Below are 22,403 nucleotides of genomic sequence, written 5' to 3'. Positions count from 1 at the left end.
TTTCATTAAACTGTATATGACTTTGTATATACAAAATTCCCATGACTGTTGGCATTAATTTATCCAGAATTGCTTTGAATGTAATCTGAAATATTCTTAAGTAATGCATGTTAATCATGTATGTGTATAACTAATTGAAATACATAGATAAAAAGTGGGTGTTTCATTTCTTAACTGAGCATTAATTTCATTTAAGAAAGATAAAATACTAAAAGGTAATCTATATGTCGAGATACAATCTGTTTGTAGAAACAATATGAGTAACACTTCTATTCATTAGCTAACTATTGTTTTTGATATAATAGTTTAAGATAATCATATGCGCTTGCTTTTTGCACCGTTAAATCATCTGTTTTTATAATGTAGCATCTTCGCCAAAGAGTGTTTTTGATGTTTTCTGACAAAAATATTATGTAAAGTAATTGTCATGCGGGGGAGGGATGTACTATTGGTGTTTTTATAGCGCGAGGGAGTTATGTATAAGAGTTTAGATGTACAGAATTATAAAGTTCGAAAAATTATGGCGTGTTTCAGTACCAATAATATTCAAATGGTTATTTTTAACATTTTTGTTTCTATAGTGATATTATATTATCTTGCACAGTACATAATTGCTCTATTACTAATATTAAAAAGAAATCCATGATTACGTTGTTTTTGTATATTATAGCTTATTATTTTTCCTGAAAAGACATAAAAATCAGGAAGGAGTAGTGCAAGTTTATCATCCTCAACTTGATCAATAATATCAAATTTGTTTATTTTGTTGGAGATGAGATGCAAAGTATTATAATTTTCACTCCATGTATATTCAATATCTCGTCGAATTGCTTTATAAACCTTTGTGTTTTGTTTCCATGTGCCACTCAGTGCAACTGTTCCAGTCTTTTGGTTTTTATTATACATAAAATCAAGAGTAAGATTGGCTTGCCCCTGGTCATTAAAAATCACCCAATTAGCCGTACATTTTTCATTATATGAGATTTGTTCTTTAGAATAATGATAGGCAATGAATAAAATAAACCCACTGATAAAGCATAAAACAATAAGCAGGACTTTTTTACAGCGAGTCACGATTAACCTCACGATAAGACAGAGTTAAACAGCCGGCAACTTCGTTATTACTGTAGTTTTTTTTGCATGCCATAACAATCAAACCCGGAGACGACCTGGAGAGTGAAAAATATAGCCACGGATATTTTTTACAGTCAATTCCTGACCCTAATATACGGTTCTTATATTTATCGAAATCTTTCAAACCATCGATGCTATCTTCTGCAACATTAAAATGACAACCATTTATTTGTGCAACAGTTCTGTAATCTTTGAAAAATGATCTGGGTTGACTATTATTCCATAGTAAAAATGCGGTAAGCAAACCTACACCAAACGCACTTAACATTGGTAAATAAAATTTAGAGCGCCAGAGTATGTTCCTGACATGATTATCTGGAGCAACATTTATGTCTCTAAGCTCATCTGTAACGTTCAGGCTGTGAGGAGAATTGTTCTTTTGAACATCTACTGAAGGGGGGAGGGTATGACTTCCTATGTTTATATCATTATTGATCTTGAACCCTTTTCTCGGCACGGTTGCAATAAGCGAATGCGTAGTCTCACCAACCGCACGAAATCCGCGTCTGATAATCGATATGTTTTGGTATAACGTGTTGACCGGTACACGCATACCTTCTTCTTCCCAGACTCTGGAGAAAAAATCTTGTTGGGCGACCACATCTGGAAAAGCTTCAAATAACAACGATAAACACCTGCTTGCTGGCGTTGTCAGAACGACGTTCAGCTCGGCGTCATGTACCGAAATTAATTTCCTGTGTTCCGGCCAGAACTCAATATTATTGTTAATAATCCAGTACATACGTCAATAAAATACGGCATCAAGAAAATTGAAATTAAATAGTTTGATAAGTATATTAGTATTTATCTAATAAATATATATTAATTTTATATTCATTCCGATAATCATGATTGCAATATGTTAATGTAACTTAAAATTCTATATATATTAACAAATTTAACAGTTGTAACGACGTTTTTATGATTTTTCTCTCATGATGTCTCTTCATCTTTTGAGATAACACACAAAACTTACATGATTAAACTAAATATTTAACAAATGGCGTTAAAAGTGCGTGATATAAAATACGGGCATCTTTATAAATGCCCGTATATACAATAATTATGATTATTGATAGTTACGTTTCAATGCTGAACTGAGTTTGAGCGTATAAACAATTCGTTAATTTTACCACCCATCCTTTTTTCAATTCTTTGCTTGTAGGCGTAGATGCTACGGATATCCATGTTGAGTGTTTCTGCAATCTGATATGGATTATAGCCAGAGACCATATGCCCCATTATGGTGAACTCCATTTGAGTTAACGTATTGCCTCTGGTAAACGACAGATAACGACCGATAAACAACTGTCTGATCTTTTCGTTAGCAACATCCAGTCCATCATCATTATATATAATGGCTGATATTGCTGGGTTATGTTTTCTCCAGTAATTAGCAAGAGATTGCATATTCCTGTCGCTTACCAATACAATTCCCATATCAGTACTCGTAAGATAGTCAATCCAGTCTTTATCTAAAAAAAGACGTAAAAAACTTACTGAAAAATCTACAAAAATGTATCCGCTTAATCGTGCGTTATGGTTTTTACTTAATATGCCTTCAACCACACCACGATTAAAATACGAACTATCTTCGGGCCACATACAAAAGCATGCGTTTGCACAATACTGCAAACGTGGTGACTTTTCTGGCATTATTTGACAATGCATTGAGCAACTATTGCATGTAAGACTTTTATATCTACTACAAAGTCTCATGTTAATAACCTCCCTATTCATAGATAATCGCATAATTTCATTGGTTATTGATGATGTCAATACACTCTGATTTAATAAGCTTTTAATAGAAATTTGCGTTTAATCTGTATTTGATATTATTCTCAATAAACTATTTAAGAATACGTCGTTAAGTTTTAAATATGGTTTGATTTCACTTGGTTAACCATATTGATTTTATTGCAAATCAGATAACTACCTAATGCATTAGGAATATCTATACTGCAAATTGTTTTCGAATAACCAGAAGATATCTTGTAAATCTAAGTGAAGCATCTTAAATAGTCTTATTTAAGATGTTCAGATTTTTACTGATGATAACAGCTTGATAATGCTTGTTTATGCTATGAATAGTCAGAGGGAGGATTAATGGTGGGCAGGCATTGTAAGAATTGGAATGGTTCAAAATTATGACTATTTTGAACCATTCACCTCAGAGATTAACTAAAGAACATTACCGAAACGCACAAAATACCCACGATCAACGTAATTAGATTTCCGATGGAACGCCAGGGTTTAAGCGCAGGGATGAGGTACGTAGACAGTGTAGGCATGATAAAAAGAATCATGGCAATGAGCGGACCGCTGATTGCGTAGATCATCGAAATTGCGTTAGGGTTGATACAGCAGACGATGAAAGTAATCAGTGATACCAACATAATTGACAGTGCGCGGTTAAATGCACGGCTTTTTTTAACCCCTACCTGCTGTAACGTTGTTTTGACTAATTCCGTCGCACCTTCAATAACGCCAAAGTAGGTGCCTAAAAATGATTTAGACATTGCAACTACCGCGACAATAATCCCAGAAATTGACAACCATGCAGGGGCATTTGGCAACATAGACAGTGCCGATAAAATGGTGACGCCTTCCTCTTTTGCCGTTTCAATATATGAAGGTGGAATTGATAACAGGCAGCTAAAGACAAAGAATAGCACGCTCACGCAGATGATGAGATAAGCGACCTTCATAATTTTTTTGCATTTATCCATAGCGTGTTCGCCGTATTTTTCACGTCTGTCGATGGCAAACGTAGAAATAATCGGTGTATGGCTAAAGGCGAAAACCATCACGGGAATCGATATCCATATCTGGTGAAGGGTATTCTGATTGAACTCTACCTGGGTTGTTAATAAAGAAGGCTGCCAGCTACCGACCAGGTAGATGGAAAGAAATAAAAAGTAGGCAATCAGCGGGAAAACCAAAAATCCCATTACCCGAATTGTGGCATGGCGTCCCATCAGAAAAATGAGATTCAGGATCAACACAACACCAAGACTCACCAGCATACGGATGCGTAGATCAATGGCCATATGCTTCGCCAGTTGTTCAGTGAGTGAGTTGGTGATTGCCACTGCATATATCAACACGACGACAAAAAAAGCAATGAAGTACAGAGTGGTAATCAGATTACCAATCTTCTTGCCATAGTAGTGAGTTACCGCGCCAGTGATCCCTTCGCCTGCTGATGTTTTTGAAGAAAGGATGAACTGGCACAAGGCCTTATGTGGCCAATATGTTAAAGGCCAGGCGACCAGTGCAGTAATAAACAGGACCACCGCTCCCGCTGAACCTAACTGAATAGGAAGGAAGAGTGTGCCTGCGCCAACGGCAGTGCCGTAGAGTGCGAAGCTCCAGAGAGTTTCTTCTTTTGACCAAATCTTAGACATTATTTGAACGTATCATCTACAAATTAAACAAAATGGAGGGCAATTTACCATAAACCAGGCCAGACATGGGAGATTAACGCTATATCAACCGTGGATTGGTGTGTTAGTAGATGCAAACCTTGCGTGCCAGCCTGGTATCTCCATCCCTCATTCCGACGAATTTCCTTTGTGATAAAAATCACTATTTTTAAACATTTAAGATAATTGTTGTTAACAATCATTTACTATTACGCGGTTAATTGGTGCGAGGTTGTGATGAAAGACGTTGTGATTGTCGGGGCGTTACGAACACCTATCGGTTGCTTTCGTGGAGCATTGGCAGGCCATTCCGCCGTGGAATTAGGCAGCCTGGTCGTGAAAGCATTATTAGATCGCACTGGTGTTGCAGCACATGCGGTAGATGAGGTGATTCTGGGACAGGTTCTGACCGCCGGGGCAGGGCAGAATCCAGCACGGCAATCAGCGATTAAAGGTGGTCTTCCCAACAGCGTTTCGGCAATTACCATTAATGATGTTTGTGGTTCCGGACTAAAAGCTTTGCATCTCGCCACTCAGGCGATCCAGTGTGGTGAGGCTGATATTGTTATTGCCGGTGGCCAGGAAAATATGAGTCGCGCGCCGCATGTTTTGACTGATAGCCGCACCGGAGCACAGCTTGGCGATAGCCAATTGGTTGATAGCCTGGTGCATGACGGCTTGTGGGATGCATTCAATGATTACCATATTGGTGTCACCGCCGAAAATCTGGCGCGCGAATATGGTATCAGCCGCCAGTTACAAGATGCCTACGCACTTAGTTCGCAGCAAAAAGCGCGGGCGGCCATTGACGCCGGACGATTCAAAGATGAGATCGTCCCGGTCAGAACGCAAAGCAACGGGCAGTTATTGATCGTTGATACCGATGAACAGCCGCGTACTGATGCCAGTGCAGAAGGGCTAGCCAGTTTAAATCCGTCATTTGATAGCCACGGCTCTGTTACTGCGGGAAATGCCTCATCCATCAATGATGGTGCTGCTGCGGTAATGATGATGAGCGAAGCCAAAGCGCGAGCGTTGAATTTACCCGTGCTCGCACGTATTCGCGCCTTTGCCAGCGTTGGTGTCGATCCTGCACTGATGGGCATTGCCCCGGTGTATGCAACCCGCCGTTGCCTGGAGCGTGTTGGCTGGCAACTGGCCGATATCGATCTTATTGAGGCTAATGAAGCATTTGCCGCGCAGGCGCTTTCTGTTGGCAAGATGCTCGAGTGGGATGAACGCCGGGTCAATGTCAATGGGGGCGCGATTGCGTTGGGCCACCCGATTGGTGCCTCCGGGTGCCGCATTTTAGTTTCTTTGGTTCATGAAATGGTGAAACGCAACGCTCGTAAAGGATTGGCTACACTCTGCATTGGTGGTGGTCAGGGGGTGGCATTAACTATTGAGCGTGACGATTAGATCTGTATTTCTTCCTTATCCGTTAAACATCTGCCGCCATCAATCTGCTTTATGATGATGGCTGGCACCGCTATGCACATTTCATATAAAACCTGACTTTTCTCCTTCTACCTGGCTGATTCGTGATCGGTACTACACTTTTTTCAATCCTTTTCCGGAAAATGAAACAATGTTTTATTTTTAATTGAAAACCATATCCCATGGGCATATCATCCCTTTAAAGAGAAAACGAAACGATGTTTCACTATCGTTTGTAATTTCATGCTTCACTGATTATCGGAGGTTGATGTGGACGTAAGACAGAGCATCCACAGTGCGCACGCGAAAACGCTGGATACCCAGGGGCTGCGCAATGAATTTTTGGTTGAAAAGGTATTCGTCGCGGATGAGTACACCATGGTTTACAGCCACATTGACCGTATTATTGTTGGCGGTATTATGCCGGTAGCAAAAACGGTTTCCGTTGGCGGGGAAGTCGGAAAACAACTGGGCGTGAGCTACTTCCTTGAGCGTCGCGAGCTGGGTGTTATCAATATTGGCGGTGCCGGAACGATTACTGTCGATGGTCAATGCTATGAAATCGGTCACCGCGATGCCTTGTATGTAGGTAAAGGTGCAAAAGAGGTTGTCTTTGCCAGCATCGATAGTGCCACTCCAGCGAAGTTTTACTACAACTGTGCGCCTGCTCACACAACGTATCCCACCAAAAAAGTGACTCCGTCCGAAGTGTCTCCGGTTACGCTGGGCGATAACCTCACCAGCAACCGCCGCACGATTAACAAATATTTTGTGCCGGATGTGCTGGAAACCTGCCAGTTGAGTATGGGGCTGACGGAGCTGGCACCGGGTAACCTGTGGAACACGATGCCGTGCCACACCCACGAACGTCGGATGGAAGTTTATTTCTATTTCAACATGGACGATGACGCCTGCGTTTTCCACATGATGGGGCAGCCGCAAGAAACGCGTCATATTGTGATACATAACGAACAGGCAGTGATCTCCCCAAGTTGGTCTATCCATTCTGGCGTAGGAACCAAAGCTTATACCTTTATCTGGGGCATGGTCGGTGAAAACCAGGTCTTTGATGATATGGACCACGTTGCCGTTAAAGATCTGCGCTAGTCGCGAGTATAAATGAATAAGGTATTATTATGATTTTAAATGCATTTTCTCTTGAAGGTAAAGTTGCGGTAGTCACCGGTTGTGACACCGGGCTGGGACAGGGAATGGCACTGGGGCTGGCACAGGCGGGTTGTGACATTGTCGGCATCAACATTGTTGAGCCAACAGAGACTATTGAACAGGTTACTGCGCTGGGGCGTCGCTTTTTAAGTCTGACTGCCGATCTGCGTAAGATTGATGGCATCCCAGCACTGCTGGATCGTGCGGTAGCAGAGTTCGGTCATATTGATATCCTGGTGAATAACGCCGGATTGATTCGCCGTGAAGATGCCCTCGAGTTCAGCGAAAAAGACTGGGATGATGTGATGAACCTGAATATCAAAAGCGTGTTCTTCATGTCTCAGGCTGCGGCGAAACACTTTATCGCTCAGGGCAACGGCGGCAAGATTATAAATATTGCGTCAATGCTTTCATTTCAGGGCGGGATCCGTGTGCCTTCGTATACCGCATCAAAAAGCGGCGTGATGGGCGTGACGCGCCTGATGGCGAACGAATGGGCAAAACATAACATCAACGTTAATGCGATTGCTCCGGGTTACATGGCGACCAACAATACTCAGCAATTGCGGGCTGATGAACAACGTAGTGCGGAAATTCTTGAGCGCATTCCTGCCGGACGCTGGGGGGTACCGAGCGATCTGATGGGGCCGGTGGTATTCCTTGCCTCCAGTGCTTCAGACTATGTGAATGGTTATACCGTTGCTGTGGATGGCGGCTGGCTGGCACGTTAATTTATTCAGTTTGCTATTAAGACCCTGCCTGATGAACTGACCCCCAAAAGTTGGACACCCAACTGAGTAAGGTGCAGTTTATGACGGCGGGGTTTTTTATTTCTGATAATCAGCATAATCCATATCATGGTTATGAAATAATCCATATGAATTATCAATTAATAAACTTTATGAGTTTTATCTGCTTTAAAATTATGTGCTTAATTATAATGTCATTAATTTCACTTAATTTTAAAAGTGTAATGTCCATCACATAACAGTATGTAGCAGCAGTTTAATCCATATTTATGATATTTCCGACCTGACACCTGAGTTAATTGTTCACGTATTTTTTCACTATGTCTTACTCTGTGCTGGCAGGAAAAAATGGTTACTATCAATACGGAATCTGCTTTAACGCCGCGCCCTCTGCGCGATACGCGGCGTATGAATATGTTTGTTTCGGTAGCTGCTGCGGTCGCGGGATTGTTATTCGGTCTTGATATCGGAGTTATTGCCGGAGCGTTGCCGTTCATCACCGATCACTTTGTGCTGACCAGTCGTTTGCAGGAGTGGGTGGTCAGCAGCATGATGCTTGGCGCGGCAATCGGTGCGCTGTTTAACGGTTGGCTGTCGTTCCGCCTGGGGCGTAAATACAGTCTGATGGCGGGGGCTATCCTCTTTGTGCTCGGTTCGATAGGGTCGGCTTTTGCGACCAGCGTTGAAATGCTGATTGCCGCCCGTGTGGTGCTGGGGATTGCTGTCGGAATCGCCTCTTATACTGCACCTCTCTATCTCTCAGAAATGGCGAGTGAAAACGTTCGTGGCAAGATGATCAGTATGTACCAGTTGATGGTCACACTCGGCATTGTGCTGGCGTTTTTATCCGATACAGCCTTCAGCTATAGCGGTAACTGGCGCGCAATGTTAGGTGTTCTTGCCTTACCTGCAGTCCTGTTGATTATTCTGGTGGTCTTCCTGCCGAATAGTCCGCGCTGGCTGGCGGAGAAAGGGCGTCATATTGAGGCGGAAGAAGTGCTGCGTATGCTGCGCGATACATCGGAAAAAGCGCGAGAAGAACTCAACGAAATACGTGAAAGCCTGAAATTAAAACAGGGCGGTTGGGCGCTGTTTAAGATCAACCGTAACGTCCGTCGTGCCGTGTTCCTCGGTATGTTGTTGCAGGCGATGCAGCAGTTTACTGGTATGAACATCATCATGTACTACGCGCCGCGTATCTTCAAAATGGCGGGCTTTACGACTACCGAACAGCAGATGATTGCGACTCTGGTGGTGGGGTTGACCTTTATGTTCGCCACCTTTATTGCCGTCTTTACGGTCGATAAAGCGGGGCGTAAACCGGCGCTGAAAATTGGTTTCAGCGTGATGGCGTTGGGAACTCTGGTGTTGGGTTATTGCCTGATGCAGTTTGATAACGGAACGGCTTCCAGTGGTTTGTCCTGGCTCTCTGTTGGCATGACGATGATGTGTATTGCCGGTTATGCGATGAGTGCCGCGCCTGTGGTGTGGATCCTGTGCTCCGAAATTCAGCCGCTGAAATGTCGCGATTTCGGTATTACTTGCTCGACCACCACCAACTGGGTGTCGAACATGATTATCGGCGCGACCTTCCTGACGTTGCTCGACAGCATTGGCGCTGCCGGTACGTTCTGGCTCTACACCGCATTGAACATTGCGTTTGTGGGCATCACTTTCTGGCTCATTCCTGAAACCAAGAATGTCACGCTGGAACATATCGAACGTAAACTGATGTCTGGCGAGAAGTTGAGAAATATCGGCGTCTGATTTCACTGGCCGGATGTGCTGTACATCCGGCCTTTTTTTCGCTAATAGAGATCGGGCACCTGGCCGTTGAGGCGTTCGTTACGTCCTTTATTCTGCCTCGCTGCGGTAACTCACAAGACAGGAGAGAGGAATGAAAACAATTGGTTTGCTGGGGGGAATGAGTTGGGAATCCACCATCCCTTACTATCGCCTGATAAATGAAGGCATTAAACAGCGGCTTGGTGGACTTCACTCTGCGCAAGTGCTGCTACATAGCGTCGATTTTCATGAAATAGAAGAGTGTCAACGTCGTGGTGAATGGGATAAAACCGGGGAGATTCTGGCAGAGGCGGCGATTGGCTTACAGCGGGCGGGTGCAGAGGGCATTGTGTTATGTACCAATACGATGCACAAAGTGGCAGATGTCATCGAATCCCGTTGCTCGCTGCCTTTTTTACATATTGCGGATGCCACCGGACGAGCAATCAGCCGCGCCGGAATGACGCGCGTAGCGCTACTGGGCACGCGCTACACTATGGAGCAGGATTTTTATCGTGGGCGGTTGGCGGAGCAATTTTCTATCGATTGTCTGGTGCCTGAAGCAGATGAACGGGCGAAAATTAATCAGATTATTTTTGAAGAGCTGTGTCTGGGGCAATTTACCGAAGCATCGCGCGCTTATTATGCGCAAGTGATTGCTCGCCTCGCAGAACAGGGCGCGCAGGGCGTGATTTTCGGCTGCACAGAAATTGGTTTACTGGTGCCTGAAGAACGCAGCGTTCTTCCCGTATTTGATACTGCAGCGATCCATGCCGAGGATGCGGTTGCCTTTATGCTGTCGTAACTGACTACAAAATAGCGTCAAGCGAGGCAACCAGTTTCGGTAAACCGACTTGTAAATGCTCTGTAAATGCCTGCACCAATGCTGAAGACGGGCGGTGCAGGGGGCGAATCAGGCTAACGGTGAAGGGAACAGCAATACTGAATCGCCGCACGACTAATCCGCTTGCTGCATAATCCAGAGCGGTGAGTGGGTTAACTATCGAAACGCCCGCTCCCGCCCGTACCATCGCGCAGACTGACGCGGCACTATGGGTCTCCACAATCATGCGGCGTTTAACCTGATGTTCATTAAACAGTTGATCCAGCAACTGGCGATAGCTGTCAGTACGGGAAAGGCTGATGTAATTCTCACCCTGAAAATCTTCCGGCGTTAATACCTCTTTTGTCGCCAGCGGATGTGCCCGCGGTAAAACACAGACTTCATCTAAAGACAGTAATTCGGTACGTTCCGTACCCGCAGGCGTATGCAGCGTTTCGGTGAGTCCTAAATCATGGCGCTGGGCCGAAAGCCACTCTTCAAGTAGCGGCGATTCCTGCGGCACGATATTTAAACTGACTTCAGGATAACGGGCCAGAAAAGGTTGTAGCAGCGGGGGCAAAAAAGACTGCGAAAAGACCGGCAGGCAGGCAATTGAAAGTTCTCCCTGGCGAAACTCGCGCAGACTTTCAGCGGCGCTGACGATGCGATCCAGCCCGTACCAGGAGCGCTGCACCTCTTCAAATAGCCGCAGTCCTTGCACGGTAGGATGTAATCTTCCGCGTATGCGCTCAAACAGTTTCAGCCCAATCACCTTTTCAAAACGTGCCAGTTCGCGGCTGACAGTTGGCTGTGAGGTGTGCAGCAGTTGTGCGGCTTCAGTCAGGCTTCCGGCGGTCATAACCGCATGAAAAATTTCAATATGACGTAAGTTAACGGCGGCCATCTACTTTTTCTCGCAATCCGGTAATCCATATCATTTTTGCATAGACTCGGCATAAATCGATATTTTTTATTCTTTTTATGATGTGGCGTAATCATAAAAAAGCACTTATTCGGAGTTTGTTATGCCACATTCACTGTTCAGCACTGATACTGATCTCAGCGCCGAAAATCTGCTGCGCTTGCCCGCAGAATTTGGCTGCCCGGTGTGGGTCTACGATGCACAAATTATTCGTCGGCAGATTGCGGCGTTGAAACAGTTTGATGTGGTGCGCTTCGCACAGAAAGCTTGTTCCAATATTCATATTTTGCGCTTAATGCGTGAGCAGGGCGTGAAAGTAGATTCCGTCTCGTTGGGTGAAATCGAGCGTGCGCTGGCGGCGGGATACAATCCGCAAACGCATCCCGATGACATCGTCTTTACCGCGGATGTTATCGATCAGGCAACGCTTGAGCGCGTCAGTGAATTGCAAATTCCAGTGAATGCTGGCTCTGTCGATATGCTCGACCAACTGGGGAAGGTTTCGCCAGGGCATCGGGTATGGCTGCGCGTTAACCCGGGGTTTGGTCACGGTCATAGCCAAAAAACCAATACTGGTGGCGAAAACAGTAAGCACGGCATCTGGTATGCCGATCTTCCCGCCGCACTGGAAGTGATACAACGTCATCATCTGCAACTGGTCGGCATTCACATGCACATTGGTTCCGGTGTTGATTACGCGCATCTGGAGCAGGTGTGTGGGGCGATGGTGCGTCAGGTCATCGAATTTGGTCAGGATTTACTGGCTATTTCTGCAGGTGGTGGGCTTTCTGTTCCTTATCAGCAGGGAGAGGAGTCGGTTGATACTGAACATTATTATGGTCTGTGGAATGCCGCGCGTGAGCAGATCGCTTGCCATTTGGGGCATCACGTGAAACTGGAAATTGAACCGGGTCGCTTCCTGGTGGCGCAGTCTGGCGTGTTGATTACTCAGGTGCGGAGCGTCAAACAAATGGGCAGTCGCCGCTTTGTGCTGGTTGATGCCGGATTTAACGACCTGATGCGTCCGGCAATGTACGGCAGTTACCACCATATTAGCGCCCTGGCGGCTGATGGTCGTTCTCTTGAACAGGCACCAACGGTGGAAACCGTTGTCGCCGGGCCGTTATGTGAATCGGGCGATGTTTTTACCCAGCAGGAGGGGGGAAATGTCGAAACCCGCGCTTTGCCGGAAGTGAAGGCGGGTGATTATCTGGTGCTGCATGATACGGGGGCATATGGCGCGTCAATGTCATCAAACTACAATAGCCGCCCACTGTTGCCAGAAGTTCTGTTTGATAATGGTCAGGCGCGGTTGATTCGCCGCCGCCAGACCATTGAAGAATTACTGGCGCTAGAGTTGCTTTAATCACCGCTAGTCGCTGGCGGTGTTATGCGTTGCCTCCAGCGACGGCGTTGAAACTGAATGGCGGCGTACCAGCGTAGGACTAAAGACATTGGTGATTTCGGGGAGGGGGCGATTATCCGCCAGCGCTAATGCCAGTTCGGCAGCCTGGGTTGCCATCGTCACAATGGGGTAACGTACGGTGGTCAGCCGTGGGCGCACATAGCGTGATACCAGCACATCATCAAAACCAATCAACGAAATCTCGCCCGGTACATCGATCCCATTGTCATTGAGTACGCCCATCGCGCCCGCCGCCATTGAGTCGTTATAACAGGCCACCGCGGTGAAATTCCGGCCTCTTCCCAGCAGTTCAGTCATTGCCTGTTCGCCGCCACTTTCATCCGGTTCACCAAAAGTTACTAACCGGTCATTAACTGGAATACCGCTTTCAGTAAGGGCATCGTAATACCCCTGGAGGCGATCTTCGGCGTCAGAAATAGAGTGGTTAGAGCAAAGGTAACCAATACGGGTATGGCCTTGCTGAATTAAATGACGTGTCGCCAGCCAGGCACCGTAACGATCGTCCAGAGCGATACAACGGTTCTCAAAACCAGGGAGTATCCGGTTGATCAGCACCATGCCTGGCATTTGTTTCATCAATGCGGCTAAATCGGCATCCGGGATCATTTTGGCATGGACAACCAGTGCGGCGCAGCGATGACGGATCAACTGCTCAATGGCCTGACGCTCTTTTTGCTCGTTGTGGTAACCATTGCCAATCAATAAGAAATTACCGGTGTGATAAGCCACCTGTTCGACCGCTTTCACCATTGCGCCGAAAAAGGGATCGGAAACATCGCCAACGATCAGGCCAACGGTTTCAGTTGTCTGTTGTGCCAGCGCCCGGGCGTTGGCGTTTGGGTGATAGCTAAGAGATTCCATCGCGCTATGCACAGCCAGACGAGAAGCTTCACTGGCTTTTGGAGAGTTATTAATGACGCGGGAAACTGTGGCGACTGAAACGCCTGCCAGTCGGGCTACATCCTTTATGGTCGCCATGAAAATACCTTTGTGGGTAAACGCTTACATTCTGTCAGTGTTACGGAAAACGCCCGTTGGTTCAAGGGGTGTGGTGTTTTCTGCGCGGGGAATGTGAGCGAAACGCGAATAAGTAAGACAAAAAAAGAGATTACAAACCTTTGGTTACACTTTGCGAAACGCTGTTGCGATTGACCGCTGGTGGCGTTTGGCTTCAGGTTGCTAAAGTGGTGATCCCAGAGGTATTGATAGGTGAAGTCAACTTCGGGTTGAGCACATGAATTACACCAGCCTGCGCAGATGCGCAGGTTTTTTTTCGCCTGACATCAATCTGTAACAGTAACCGATAATTTACACACCTCGTTGCATTTCCCTTCATTCCTTTGCGTTTTCTCGCTGGCGAACATGCTTTGCGCAGACCACAATCAAGATCCCAGAGGTATTGATTGGTGAGATTATTCGGTACGCTCTTCGTACCCTGTCTCTTGCACCAACCTGCGCGGATGCGCAGGTTTTTTTTCATACCTATTTTACTGTCGCTCGAGTTCTCCTTCTGGTGTAATCTCGCACCATTCATTATTACTGAAGAATGAGCAAAGGGAGTTGGAATGCTTTTTAGCTTTTTTCGTAATTTGTGCCGTGTTCTGTACCGCGTTCGCGTGACAGGCGATACCCAGGCACTGAAGGGCGAGCGCGTTCTTATCACGCCCAATCACGTCTCATTTAGTGATGGCATATTGCTGGCGCTGTTTTTACCCGTTCGCCCTGTTTTTGCCGTTTATACTTCCATTAGCCAGCAGTGGTATATGCGTTGGCTGAAATCATTTATCGACTTCGTTCCCCTCGATCCGACGCAACCCATGGCGATTAAACATCTGGTGCGTCTGGTGGAACAGGGCCGCCCGGTGGTGATTTTCCCTGAAGGGCGAATCACGACAACCGGTTCGTTGATGAAAATCTACGATGGTGCGGGGTTTGTCGCGGCGAAGTCAGGCGCGACGGTTGTTCCGCTGCGTATTGAAGGGGCGGAGCTTACGCACTTCAGCCGCCTGAAAGGGCTGGTTAAACGCCGCCTGTTCCCGACAATTCATCTGCATATTTTGCCGCCAACACAAGTGCAGATGCCAGATGCGCCGCGCGCGCGTGATCGTCGCAAAATTGCAGGCGAAATGCTGCATCAAATTATGATGGAAGCGCGTATGGCCGTGCGTCCACGTGAAACGCTGTACGAATCGCTGCTGAGCGCGATGTACCGTTTCGGGGCCGGAAAAAAGTGTGTTGAAGACGTCAACTTCACCCCGGATACCTATCGCAAATTACTCACTAAGACACTGTTTGTTGGGCGTATACTTGAAAAATACACTGCTGAAGGGGAAAGAATCGGCTTAATGCTGCCTAACGCAGGTATTAGCGCAGCAGTAATTTTCGGTGCTATCGCCCGTCGCCGTATCCCGGCAATGATGAACTACACCGCCGGGGTAAAAGGGCTGACCAGCGCCATTACCGCGGCTGAAATCAAAACCATTTTCACTTCCCGTCAGTTTCTCGATAAAGGCAAACTCTGGCATTTGCCGGAACAGCTTACCCAGGTACGCTGGGTCTATCTGGAAGATTTAAAAGCGGATGTCACTACCGCCGACAAAGTGTGGATCTTCGCGCATTTGCTGATGCCGCGCCTGGCACAGGTAAAACAGCAGCCGGAAGAAGAGGCGCTGATCCTGTTCACCTCCGGTTCAGAAGGCCATCCGAAAGGCGTGGTTCATAGCCATAAAAGCATTCTGGCGAATGTCGAGCAGATTAAAACTATTGCCGACTTCACCACCAATGATCGCTTTATGTCGGCATTGCCACTGTTCCACTCTTTTGGTCTGACTGTTGGCCTGTTTACGCCACTGCTGACTGGGGCGGAAGTGTTCCTTTATCCAAGCCCGTTGCACTATCGAATTGTGCCGGAACTGGTGTACGACCGCAGTTGCACCGTGCTTTTCGGCACCTCGACCTTCCTCGGTCACTACGCGCGCTTTGCCAACCCGTATGATTTCTATCGTCTACGCTATGTGGTGGCAGGCGCAGAAAAACTGCAAGAAAGCACCAAACAGCTTTGGCAGGATAAATTTGGCCTGCGCATTCTTGAAGGTTACGGCGTGACGGAATGTGCTCCGGTGGTGTCCATCAACGTACCGATGGCGGCGAAACCCGGTACGGTAGGGCGTATTTTGCCAGGTATGGATGCGCGACTGCTGGCGGTTCCGGGTATCGAAGACGGCGGTCGCCTGCAACTGAAGGGGCCGAACATTATGAACGGCTACCTGCGAGTGGAGAAGCCGGGCGTGCTGGAAGTACCTGCGGCCGAGAATATCCACGGCGAGATGGAGCGCGGCTGGTATGACACTGGCGATATTGTGCGTTTCGACGAGCAGGGATTTGTGCAGATTCAGGGGCGAGCGAAACGCTTTGCCAAAATTGCCGGGGAGATGGTGTCGCTGGAAATGGTTGAGCAACTGGCTATTGGTGTTTCACCAGACAAGATGCATGCCACCGCCATTAAGAGTGATGCCAGCAAAGGCGAGGCGTTGGTGCTCTTTACCACAGACAATGAATTGACTCGCGATAAGCTGCAACAATATGCCCGCGAGCACGGTGTGCCGGAACTTGCCGTATCGCGCGACATTCGCTATCTGAAGCAGATGCCATTACTGGGCAGCGGCAAACCTGACTTTGTCACGTTGAAAAGCTGGGTAGACGAAGCGGAAAAACACGATGAGTGAGTCAGTGCAAACTAACACTTCGCTATGGTCGAAAGGGATGAAAGCGGTTATCGTCGCGCAGTTTCTCTCTGCGTTTGGCGATAACGCGCTGCTGTTTGCCACTCTGGCGTTACTGAAAGCGCAGTTCTATCCGGAGTGGAGCCAGCCCATCCTGCAAATGGTGTTTGTAGGTGCTTACATTCTTTTTGCACCGTTTGTCGGTCAGGTTGCCGATAGTTTTGCCAAAGGTCGGGTGATGATGTTTGCCAACGGTCTTAAGCTGCTGGGTGCTGCCAGTATCTGCTTTGGCCTCAACCCCTTTCTCGGTTATACGCTGGTGGGCGTTGGTGCGGCAGCCTATTCACCAGCAAAATACGGCATTCTTGGTGAATTAACCACCGGCAGCAAGTTAGTGAAAGCTAACGGTTTAATGGAAGCTTCCACCATTGCGGCAATTTTGCTCGGTTCCGTAGCTGGTGGTGTGCTGGCTGACTGGCATGTTCTTGCTGCTCTGGCTGCTTGTGCTTTGGCTTATGCTGGCGCGGTCGCGGCAAATCTGTACATTCCGAAGCTGGCGGCGGCGCGTCCGGGACAGTCGTGGAATCTCATCAACATGACCCGTAGTTTCCTACTGGCCTGCACTTCACTGTGGTGCAATGGCGAAACGAGATTCTCGCTGGTAGGCACTAGTTTGTTCTGGGGAGCCGGCGTCACGCTGCGTTTCCTTTTAGTGCTGTGGGTGCCGGTGGCGCTGGGCATTACTGATAACGCCACACCAACCTACCTCAACGCGATGGTGGCGATCGGTATCGTGGTTGGCGCAGGCGCGGCAGCGAAGCTGGTTACGCTGGAAACCGTTTCACGCTGTATGCCTGCTGGAATTTTGATTGGCGTGGTGGTGCTGATTTTCTCCCTGCAACACGATCTGCTGCCTGCCTATGCCTTGCTGATGTTGATTGGCATGTTGGGTGGTTTTTTTGTTGTACCGCTCAATGCGTTATTACAGGAGCGAGGCAAAAAAAGCGTCGGGGCGGGGAATGCCATTGCGGTACAGAACCTGGGCGAAAATAGTGCTATGTTGCTGATGCTGGGGATTTATTCACTGGCGGTAATGGTGGGAATTCCGGTTGTGCCCATTGGCATTGGTTTTGGTGCGCTGTTTGCGCTGGCAATAACGGCGCTGTGGATCTGGCAACGCCGTCATTAATCTTTTGCCAGATTGCACATTCAGCCATCTGGTGAAGGTCACATTCCCGAAGGGGGCATACCTTTCGGATACTTCACGCTGTAAGAGAATGGCAGACTCACGTTCTCTTTGCCCGACAGTTTCAGCGTCCAGGTCAGTTCACCCGTTTTCGCATCAAACTGCGCCTGCCCGTACTGCATTTTTTCTACCGTAATATCACTATTAGTACTGACTGGGATCTGGTCGAGCAGAGTGATATCCACCGCTTCGCCGTAGCTGTTCTTCACATTAAGGGTGTAACTGAAGTTACGTATTGCGCTGTCGTTAAAGATAGATAACGCATTCTCTTTTTTGAGAGCGGCTTTACGCTGAATAATCAACTTAGGAGCGCGGTTAAGCTGAATATCCAGCGACTTGCCATCTTCCGGCGGCACTTTTATTGGTTAATGTGCTATTTGCCTCTAATACCTTAATTTGAGCCGCAATATTGTTTTTCTCGGCGGTTAGTTTTGCCTGTTCCACCTTTGCTGCTTTTAACTGTTGCTGAATCTCTGACGGCAACGCATTCGGTTGTGTTTCCTGTAGCTCGATACGTGAGGAAAGCACCGTCACTCCGTTATCGATAGAGATGGCGATGCTGTCGTCAGTTACCGAATTGGCAATATGGGTGAAGATGATTTCGCTTTCACCTGCCGGTAAGTTGAGTGTCTCTTCACCTTGCAGGCTGGCACCATGCAGATAAACAGTGACGTCTTTAAGTGTTAGCGCTGGGTTAACTGCCCCCCCAGGCGGAGGACATACACCCGGTAAGTAACATGGCGAGGGGAAGAGGTTTGAAAATCAACATGGTTATCCTTAACAATGGGCACAGACATTGAAACGCGCTCTGGCGTTGACCAAAAGAGTCTATTGCGCTTTGTCAGGAAAGATGCGGCGAAAAGTAGTGAATATATTCTGAAAAGTGGAGAAAAGAGACGCCTGGCGCATAACACCAGGCGAAAGGATCACGGTGCCGGATAAGTATAAACCTGATGTACCGCTTCAATTTCAGCCAATACGTCTTCGTTTAACTCCAGATGCAAACTTTCGACGTTGGTTTTTAACTGTTCCATCGTCGTTGCGCCCAGCAGAGTGCTGGCAACAAACGGTTGACGGCGTACAAAGGCCAGCGCCATCTGCGCAGGATCGAGACCATGACGTCTGGCGATATCAACATACGCCGCGACGGCTTTTTGCGTCTGCTCGCTGCTGTAGCGGGTGAAGCGACTAAAGAGTGTATTGCGTGCGCCAGCCGGTTTTGCACCATTGAGATATTTCCCGGTCAGCGTGCCGAAACCCAGACACGAATAGGCCAGTAACTCGACGCCTTCATACTGACTGACTTCCGCCAGACCCACTTCAAAGCTGCGGTTTAACAGACTATAGGGGTTCTGAATAGTGACGATGCGCGGCAGATCGTGTTTGTCTGCCAGATGCAGATAACGCATTACGCCAAATGCGGTTTCATTCGACACGCCGATATAACGAATTTTTCCCGCGCGTTGGTACTCCGCCAGTGCATCCAGCGTGTCGAGCAGAGAAATCGCAGGGGCAGAATCCGTCCAGCTATAACCGAGCTTGCCGAAGCAGTTAGTCGGGCGCTGTGGCCAGTGCACCTGATAAAGATCGAGATAATCCGTCTGCAAACGTTTGAGGCTGTCATGCAGGGCTTCGCGGATATTTTTTCTGTCCAGCGCCTGATCCGGGCGAATGCCCTTGTCATTATTGCGCGACGGTCCGCTCACTTTGGAGGCGATAATTAACTTTTCGCGGTTGCCATGTTTTGCCAACCAGTTACCGACATAGGTTTCGGTTAAACCCTGAGTTTCGGGGCGCGGCGGTACGGGGTACATTTCGGCAACGTCAATAAGATTAATGCCCTGAGCGACGGCATAGTCGAGTTGTGCGTGGGCGTCGGCTTCGCTGTTCTGTTCACCAAACGTCATCGTGCCAAGCCCCAGCGTGCTGACTTCCAGCGAGCTGTGGGGTATACGGTGATATTGCATAGCCGTTTCCTTTTTATAATCACGACATAAGGAATATAAAAATGGCAGAGGGAAGGGAAAAGGGAAAGCGAAAAATCTTAAGGCCAGCCGGATGCTGACCTTATTTTTTAACGTTCAATAATTTGCGAAACATCATCACGGTTAATTTGCATAGCGTTACCTTGCTGATCGTGATAACTCACAAGCCCGGTATCATCGTCAATTTCCGGTTTTCCATCCGTCAGGATCATTCGACCATCTTTAGTTGCCATCACATAATCACTGCTACAACCGGAAACAGCAAATGCCAGTCCGACTGCAGAGATTAATACTGCCCATTTTTTCATCCGGTTATCCTCATTAAGCCCATCAATGATAATAGTCTGTTTATAATCTGACGTTATACATCTTGAAAGCAGGAAAGTCTTAAACTGTGAGGATAAAGGGAAGGCATTCGCTCTCCCGCAGAAGAGCGAACGGAACATCAGAGTGGATTCTTTTTATTGCGAATCAGGTTGAGGCTTTCTACTGCAATGGAGAAGAACATTGCGAAGTAGATGTAACCTTTCGGTACGTGGATATCGAAACTTTCCAGAATCAGGGTAAAGCCCACCAGAATCAGGAAAGAGAGCGCCAACATTTTCACTGATGGATGGCGTTCAACAAAATCACCAATTGAACGTGCGGCGAACATCATCACGCCTACGGCAATCACTACGGCCGCCATCATAATAAACAGATGATCCGACAGACCCACGGCGGTAATGACCGAGTCGAGGCTGAAAATAATATCCAGCAGCATAATCTGCACGATAGCACCGAGGAATGAAGAAACGCGTGTTTTCAGCCCTTCTTCTTCGCCTTCGATAGACTCGTGGATCTCCTTACTGGCTTTCCAGATAAGGAACAGACCGCCCAGCAGCAGAATCAAATCACGAGCGGAAATTTCCTGACTGAAGATTGTAAAAAGCGGATTCGTCAGGCGAGTAACCCAGGCAATCGATGCCAGCAGCGCCAGACGCATAACCATGGCTCCAGCCAGCCCCAGACGCCGCGCATGACCACGCTGTGCGGTGGGCAACTTTGCGACCACCAGAGAAAGGAAAATAATATTATCGATCCCAAGAACGATCTCCAGCAGCGTCAGCGTACCGAGCGCAAGCCAGGCGTTAGGATCGGTTATCCATGCAAATAACATCTAAAAAGCCCTGCCAAAAAAAATGAAGCGGTAATTATATGCCCGGAATGCGGCAGGTCAAAGTGATGGCTACTGGATCAAAAAATGACGCGCCAGTAGCGCACTGGTGAAATTCTTCTTCAAATAAAAACCGCGTGGCAGCGTCAGAATCCGTTCGCCCCGGGTGCCAATGGCTTCGGTCAGAGCTTTCGCATTCGCTGCTTTCGGCCGTATTTGTAAATATTCCCCATGACGAGCGGTGATTCGCTCAACCTGACCGAGGACAATCATATCCATCAATTCTTCCCAGTCCTCGCGCAACTGCTGGTCTTCCTCTTCATTCGGGCTCCACAACAACGGTGACCCTACGCGACGTAGCGCCAGCGGGATGCTGCGCTCGCCTTCAACCGGTATCCACAGCACCCGTTTGAGTTTGTGGCGCACGTGGCTGGTTTCCCAGGTCACGCCGCTATTGCCGGTTAACGGTGCAACACAAACAAATGTCGTTTCCAGCGGACGTCCCAGACTATCCACAGGAATCGTTTTGAGTTCCACGCCTAAAGCAGCAAAATCTTGTTCAGGTTTACTGCCAGCGCTGGCTCCGAGCCAGATCTCCAGTAACACACCGATCCAACCCTTATCGCGTTTTAAATTCTCCGGTGTAACCAACCCGGCAAGCGCCGCCAGTTCACCTAGTGTGTAACCAGAAAGTTGCTGTGCTTGCGCCAGTAACTGCGCTTCAGTTTCGGGGGGAGAGAGCAATGGGCGAGGTTGGGACATGGCTTAACACCTTGGTTAAAAAACAAGCAGCTATTCTGTGCCGAATACTCAGAGTGTAACTTTTTCCACATGCGTTGTTCAATTCTATGATTTATCTTGTTTTTTAATCTACAGGCTACTGTGTTGCGCAACGTCCAGGTGGGTTTTCCAATTCTGGTCACTGAAAATAAACAGGATCTTACACCATGTTATCCACAGAAAGCTGGGATAACTGTGAAAAACCCTCACTACTGTTTCCATTTACAGCCTTGACGTGCGACGAAACTCTAATTTTTAGTGGTACGGTGCTTAACTTAGTGGCACATTCTGTGGATAAATACGACGTTGGTTGATCTTTCGCCAACGCGTAAATGAGTGGTGTGACCATGGTCACAAATATCTCTGTTTCATCACTCTTTATGTATATAATATACTGATTAATAAAAAATATTTTAAAGCGCGTTTATCCGGCTGATTCAGAGTGTTCTGGGTTTTCCCGTGGTAATTCCGTACTTCTTCACAACTCTATCCACAGAAAAGGTGAATAAAAACGGTTATCCGCCCCTTCCTCTGTTTATAACTCTGCACTTAACTGTGAGTTATTCAATTGTTATTAGTGTGTAATGCCCTGCAGAGAGTGGTTTACCGTCTTCCTGGAGTATGAAACAATCATTCGTATATAAAG

At 47.4% G+C, this 22,403-nt stretch carries 21 protein-coding genes; 9 read left to right on the top strand and 12 right to left on the bottom strand.

Annotated elements, in window-relative coordinates; genetic code table 11:
- Positions 1 to 591 precede the first annotated feature (591 nt).
- From A1SC_RS10485 to A1SC_RS10495, 4 genes are all read right to left on the bottom strand, one after another.
- Positions 592 to 1,074: a hypothetical protein gene (locus A1SC_RS10485; protein WP_016262497.1), complete on the bottom strand. Its 483-nt coding sequence runs from the start codon at positions 1,072 to 1,074 to the stop codon at positions 592 to 594.
- Positions 1,061 to 1,876 (bottom strand): winged helix-turn-helix domain-containing protein, encoded by an 816-nt coding sequence (locus A1SC_RS0122010; RefSeq protein WP_024214627.1) that lies wholly within the window; start codon positions 1,874 to 1,876, stop codon positions 1,061 to 1,063. The genes A1SC_RS10485 and A1SC_RS0122010 overlap by 14 nt, the downstream gene beginning before the upstream one ends.
- 344 nt (positions 1,877 to 2,220) lie before the next feature.
- A complete protein-coding gene (locus A1SC_RS10490) occupies positions 2,221 to 2,853 on the bottom strand; it encodes a helix-turn-helix transcriptional regulator (RefSeq protein ID WP_001517001.1) in 633 nt (210 codons plus the stop codon).
- Positions 2,854 to 3,311: 458 nt separating this feature from the next.
- Positions 3,312 to 4,541 carry an amino acid permease gene (locus A1SC_RS10495; protein WP_000036848.1) on the bottom strand — a complete coding sequence of 410 codons (1,230 nt, stop codon included), beginning with the start codon at positions 4,539 to 4,541 and terminating at the stop codon, positions 3,312 to 3,314.
- Positions 4,542 to 4,796: 255 nt separating this feature from the next.
- Between A1SC_RS10495 and A1SC_RS10500 the strand changes: the two genes are divergently transcribed.
- From A1SC_RS10500 to ygeA, 5 genes are all read left to right on the top strand, one after another.
- Positions 4,797 to 5,978, top strand: coding sequence for an acetyl-CoA C-acetyltransferase (locus tag A1SC_RS10500; protein ID WP_000656046.1), 1,182 nt, complete (start codon positions 4,797 to 4,799; stop codon positions 5,976 to 5,978).
- Positions 5,979 to 6,266: 288 nt separating this feature from the next.
- Entirely contained in the window at positions 6,267 to 7,103 is an 837-nt protein-coding gene (gene kduI, locus A1SC_RS10505; protein WP_000383241.1) for a 5-dehydro-4-deoxy-D-glucuronate isomerase, read from the top strand.
- Between the two features lie 29 nt (positions 7,104 to 7,132).
- Entirely contained in the window at positions 7,133 to 7,894 is a 762-nt protein-coding gene (gene kduD / locus A1SC_RS10510; RefSeq protein ID WP_016262495.1) for a 2-dehydro-3-deoxy-D-gluconate 5-dehydrogenase KduD, read from the top strand.
- Positions 7,895 to 8,260: 366 nt separating this feature from the next.
- Positions 8,261 to 9,679 carry an arabinose-proton symporter AraE gene (araE, locus tag A1SC_RS10515; protein WP_000256427.1) on the top strand — a complete coding sequence of 473 codons (1,419 nt, stop codon included), beginning with the start codon at positions 8,261 to 8,263 and terminating at the stop codon, positions 9,677 to 9,679.
- A gap of 130 nt (positions 9,680 to 9,809) precedes the next feature.
- Complete coding sequence (ygeA, locus tag A1SC_RS10520; protein ID WP_001516999.1) at positions 9,810 to 10,502, top strand: amino acid racemase; 693 nt, start codon at positions 9,810 to 9,812, stop codon at positions 10,500 to 10,502.
- Between the two features lie 4 nt (positions 10,503 to 10,506).
- Here the strand turns inward: ygeA and lysR are convergent, their stop codons facing one another.
- A complete protein-coding gene (lysR, locus tag A1SC_RS10525) occupies positions 10,507 to 11,424 on the bottom strand; it encodes a DNA-binding transcriptional regulator LysR (RefSeq protein WP_001516998.1) in 918 nt (305 codons plus the stop codon).
- 121 nt (positions 11,425 to 11,545) lie between these two features.
- On the opposite strand from lysR, the gene lysA reads away from it, so the two are divergent.
- The gene (gene lysA / locus A1SC_RS10530; protein ID WP_016262494.1) at positions 11,546 to 12,808 is read left to right on the top strand and encodes a diaminopimelate decarboxylase; all 1,263 of its coding nucleotides are present in this window, start codon (positions 11,546 to 11,548) and stop codon (positions 12,806 to 12,808) included.
- 6 nt (positions 12,809 to 12,814) lie between these two features.
- On the opposite strand, the gene galR is transcribed toward lysA, so the two are convergent.
- Positions 12,815 to 13,846 carry an HTH-type transcriptional regulator GalR gene (galR, locus tag A1SC_RS10535; RefSeq protein ID WP_016249151.1) on the bottom strand — a complete coding sequence of 344 codons (1,032 nt, stop codon included), beginning with the start codon at positions 13,844 to 13,846 and terminating at the stop codon, positions 12,815 to 12,817.
- Between the two features lie 587 nt (positions 13,847 to 14,433).
- Between galR and aas the strand changes: the two genes are divergently transcribed.
- Together aas and lplT are read left to right on the top strand one after the other, a co-directional pair.
- Entirely contained in the window at positions 14,434 to 16,593 is a 2,160-nt protein-coding gene (gene aas / locus A1SC_RS10540; RefSeq protein ID WP_016262493.1) for a bifunctional acyl-ACP--phospholipid O-acyltransferase/long-chain-fatty-acid--ACP ligase, read from the top strand.
- Positions 16,586 to 17,779, top strand: a complete 1,194-nt coding sequence (gene lplT / locus A1SC_RS10545; RefSeq protein ID WP_000004668.1) for a lysophospholipid transporter LplT — start codon at positions 16,586 to 16,588, stop codon at positions 17,777 to 17,779. The genes aas and lplT overlap by 8 nt, the downstream gene beginning before the upstream one ends.
- Before the next feature lie 38 nt (positions 17,780 to 17,817).
- On the opposite strand, the gene A1SC_RS25910 is transcribed toward lplT, so the two are convergent.
- The 6 genes from A1SC_RS25910 to mutH all read right to left on the bottom strand — a co-directional run bounded on the left by A1SC_RS25910 (position 17,818) and on the right by mutH (position 21,739).
- Positions 17,818 to 18,192: a DUF4139 domain-containing protein gene (locus A1SC_RS25910; protein ID WP_016262492.1), complete on the bottom strand. Its 375-nt coding sequence runs from the start codon at positions 18,190 to 18,192 to the stop codon at positions 17,818 to 17,820.
- The gene (locus tag A1SC_RS25905; protein ID WP_232019559.1) at positions 18,152 to 18,481 is read right to left on the bottom strand and encodes a DUF4140 domain-containing protein; all 330 of its coding nucleotides are present in this window, start codon (positions 18,479 to 18,481) and stop codon (positions 18,152 to 18,154) included. Before A1SC_RS25905 ends, A1SC_RS25910 begins: the two co-directional genes overlap by 41 nt.
- Positions 18,482 to 18,762: 281 nt before the next feature.
- The gene (locus tag A1SC_RS10555) at positions 18,763 to 19,803 is read right to left on the bottom strand and encodes an NADP(H)-dependent aldo-keto reductase (protein WP_016262490.1); all 1,041 of its coding nucleotides are present in this window, start codon (positions 19,801 to 19,803) and stop codon (positions 18,763 to 18,765) included.
- A 107-nt stretch (positions 19,804 to 19,910) separates the two neighbouring features.
- A complete protein-coding gene (ygdR, locus tag A1SC_RS10560) occupies positions 19,911 to 20,129 on the bottom strand; it encodes a lipoprotein YgdR (RefSeq protein ID WP_000758660.1) in 219 nt (72 codons plus the stop codon).
- 137 nt (positions 20,130 to 20,266) lie between these two features.
- Entirely contained in the window at positions 20,267 to 20,980 is a 714-nt protein-coding gene (locus tag A1SC_RS10565) for a TerC family protein (protein WP_000895631.1), read from the bottom strand.
- A gap of 69 nt (positions 20,981 to 21,049) precedes the next feature.
- Positions 21,050 to 21,739 carry a DNA mismatch repair endonuclease MutH gene (mutH, locus tag A1SC_RS10570; protein ID WP_000082178.1) on the bottom strand — a complete coding sequence of 230 codons (690 nt, stop codon included), beginning with the start codon at positions 21,737 to 21,739 and terminating at the stop codon, positions 21,050 to 21,052.
- A gap of 185 nt (positions 21,740 to 21,924) precedes the next feature.
- Here mutH and A1SC_RS26040 point away from each other — a divergent pair, with 185 nt between their 5' ends.
- Positions 21,925 to 22,071, top strand: coding sequence for a hypothetical protein (locus A1SC_RS26040; protein ID WP_001516990.1), 147 nt, complete (start codon positions 21,925 to 21,927; stop codon positions 22,069 to 22,071).
- Positions 22,072 to 22,403: the final 332 nt, after the last annotated feature.

It is taken from the genome of Escherichia sp. KTE52 (assembly GCF_000408325.1).
GTDB lineage: Bacteria > Pseudomonadota > Gammaproteobacteria > Enterobacterales > Enterobacteriaceae > Escherichia > Escherichia marmotae.
The sequence above is the reverse complement of the archived record's forward strand: the minus strand, read 5'-3'. Positions and strand labels throughout refer to the sequence as shown.

Excerpts from the sequence above, each read along its gene's own strand:
- A1SC_RS0122010 (WP_024214627.1), bottom strand. The coding sequence starts at position 1,876 with ATGTACTGGATTATTAACAATAATATTGAGTTCTGGCCGGAACACAGG.
- A1SC_RS10490 (WP_001517001.1), bottom strand. The coding sequence starts at position 2,853 with ATGAGACTTTGTAGTAGATATAAAAGTCTTACATGCAATAGTTGCTCA.
- A1SC_RS10495 (WP_000036848.1), bottom strand. The coding sequence starts at position 4,541 with ATGTCTAAGATTTGGTCAAAAGAAGAAACTCTCTGGAGCTTCGCACTC.
- A1SC_RS10500 (WP_000656046.1), top strand. The coding sequence starts at position 4,797 with ATGAAAGACGTTGTGATTGTCGGGGCGTTACGAACACCTATCGGTTGC.
- kduD (WP_016262495.1), top strand. The coding sequence starts at position 7,133 with ATGATTTTAAATGCATTTTCTCTTGAAGGTAAAGTTGCGGTAGTCACC.
- araE (WP_000256427.1), top strand. The coding sequence starts at position 8,261 with ATGGTTACTATCAATACGGAATCTGCTTTAACGCCGCGCCCTCTGCGC.
- ygeA (WP_001516999.1), top strand. The coding sequence starts at position 9,810 with ATGAAAACAATTGGTTTGCTGGGGGGAATGAGTTGGGAATCCACCATC.
- lysR (WP_001516998.1), bottom strand. The coding sequence starts at position 11,424 with ATGGCCGCCGTTAACTTACGTCATATTGAAATTTTTCATGCGGTTATG.
- lysA (WP_016262494.1), top strand. The coding sequence starts at position 11,546 with ATGCCACATTCACTGTTCAGCACTGATACTGATCTCAGCGCCGAAAAT.
- galR (WP_016249151.1), bottom strand. The coding sequence starts at position 13,846 with ATGGCGACCATAAAGGATGTAGCCCGACTGGCAGGCGTTTCAGTCGCC.
- aas (WP_016262493.1), top strand. The coding sequence starts at position 14,434 with ATGCTTTTTAGCTTTTTTCGTAATTTGTGCCGTGTTCTGTACCGCGTT.
- lplT (WP_000004668.1), top strand. The coding sequence starts at position 16,586 with ATGAGTGAGTCAGTGCAAACTAACACTTCGCTATGGTCGAAAGGGATG.
- A1SC_RS10555 (WP_016262490.1), bottom strand. The coding sequence starts at position 19,803 with ATGCAATATCACCGTATACCCCACAGCTCGCTGGAAGTCAGCACGCTG.
- ygdR (WP_000758660.1), bottom strand. The coding sequence starts at position 20,129 with ATGAAAAAATGGGCAGTATTAATCTCTGCAGTCGGACTGGCATTTGCT.
- A1SC_RS10565 (WP_000895631.1), bottom strand. The coding sequence starts at position 20,980 with ATGTTATTTGCATGGATAACCGATCCTAACGCCTGGCTTGCGCTCGGT.
- mutH (WP_000082178.1), bottom strand. The coding sequence starts at position 21,739 with ATGTCCCAACCTCGCCCATTGCTCTCTCCCCCCGAAACTGAAGCGCAG.
- A1SC_RS26040 (WP_001516990.1), top strand. The coding sequence starts at position 21,925 with ATGTTATCCACAGAAAGCTGGGATAACTGTGAAAAACCCTCACTACTG.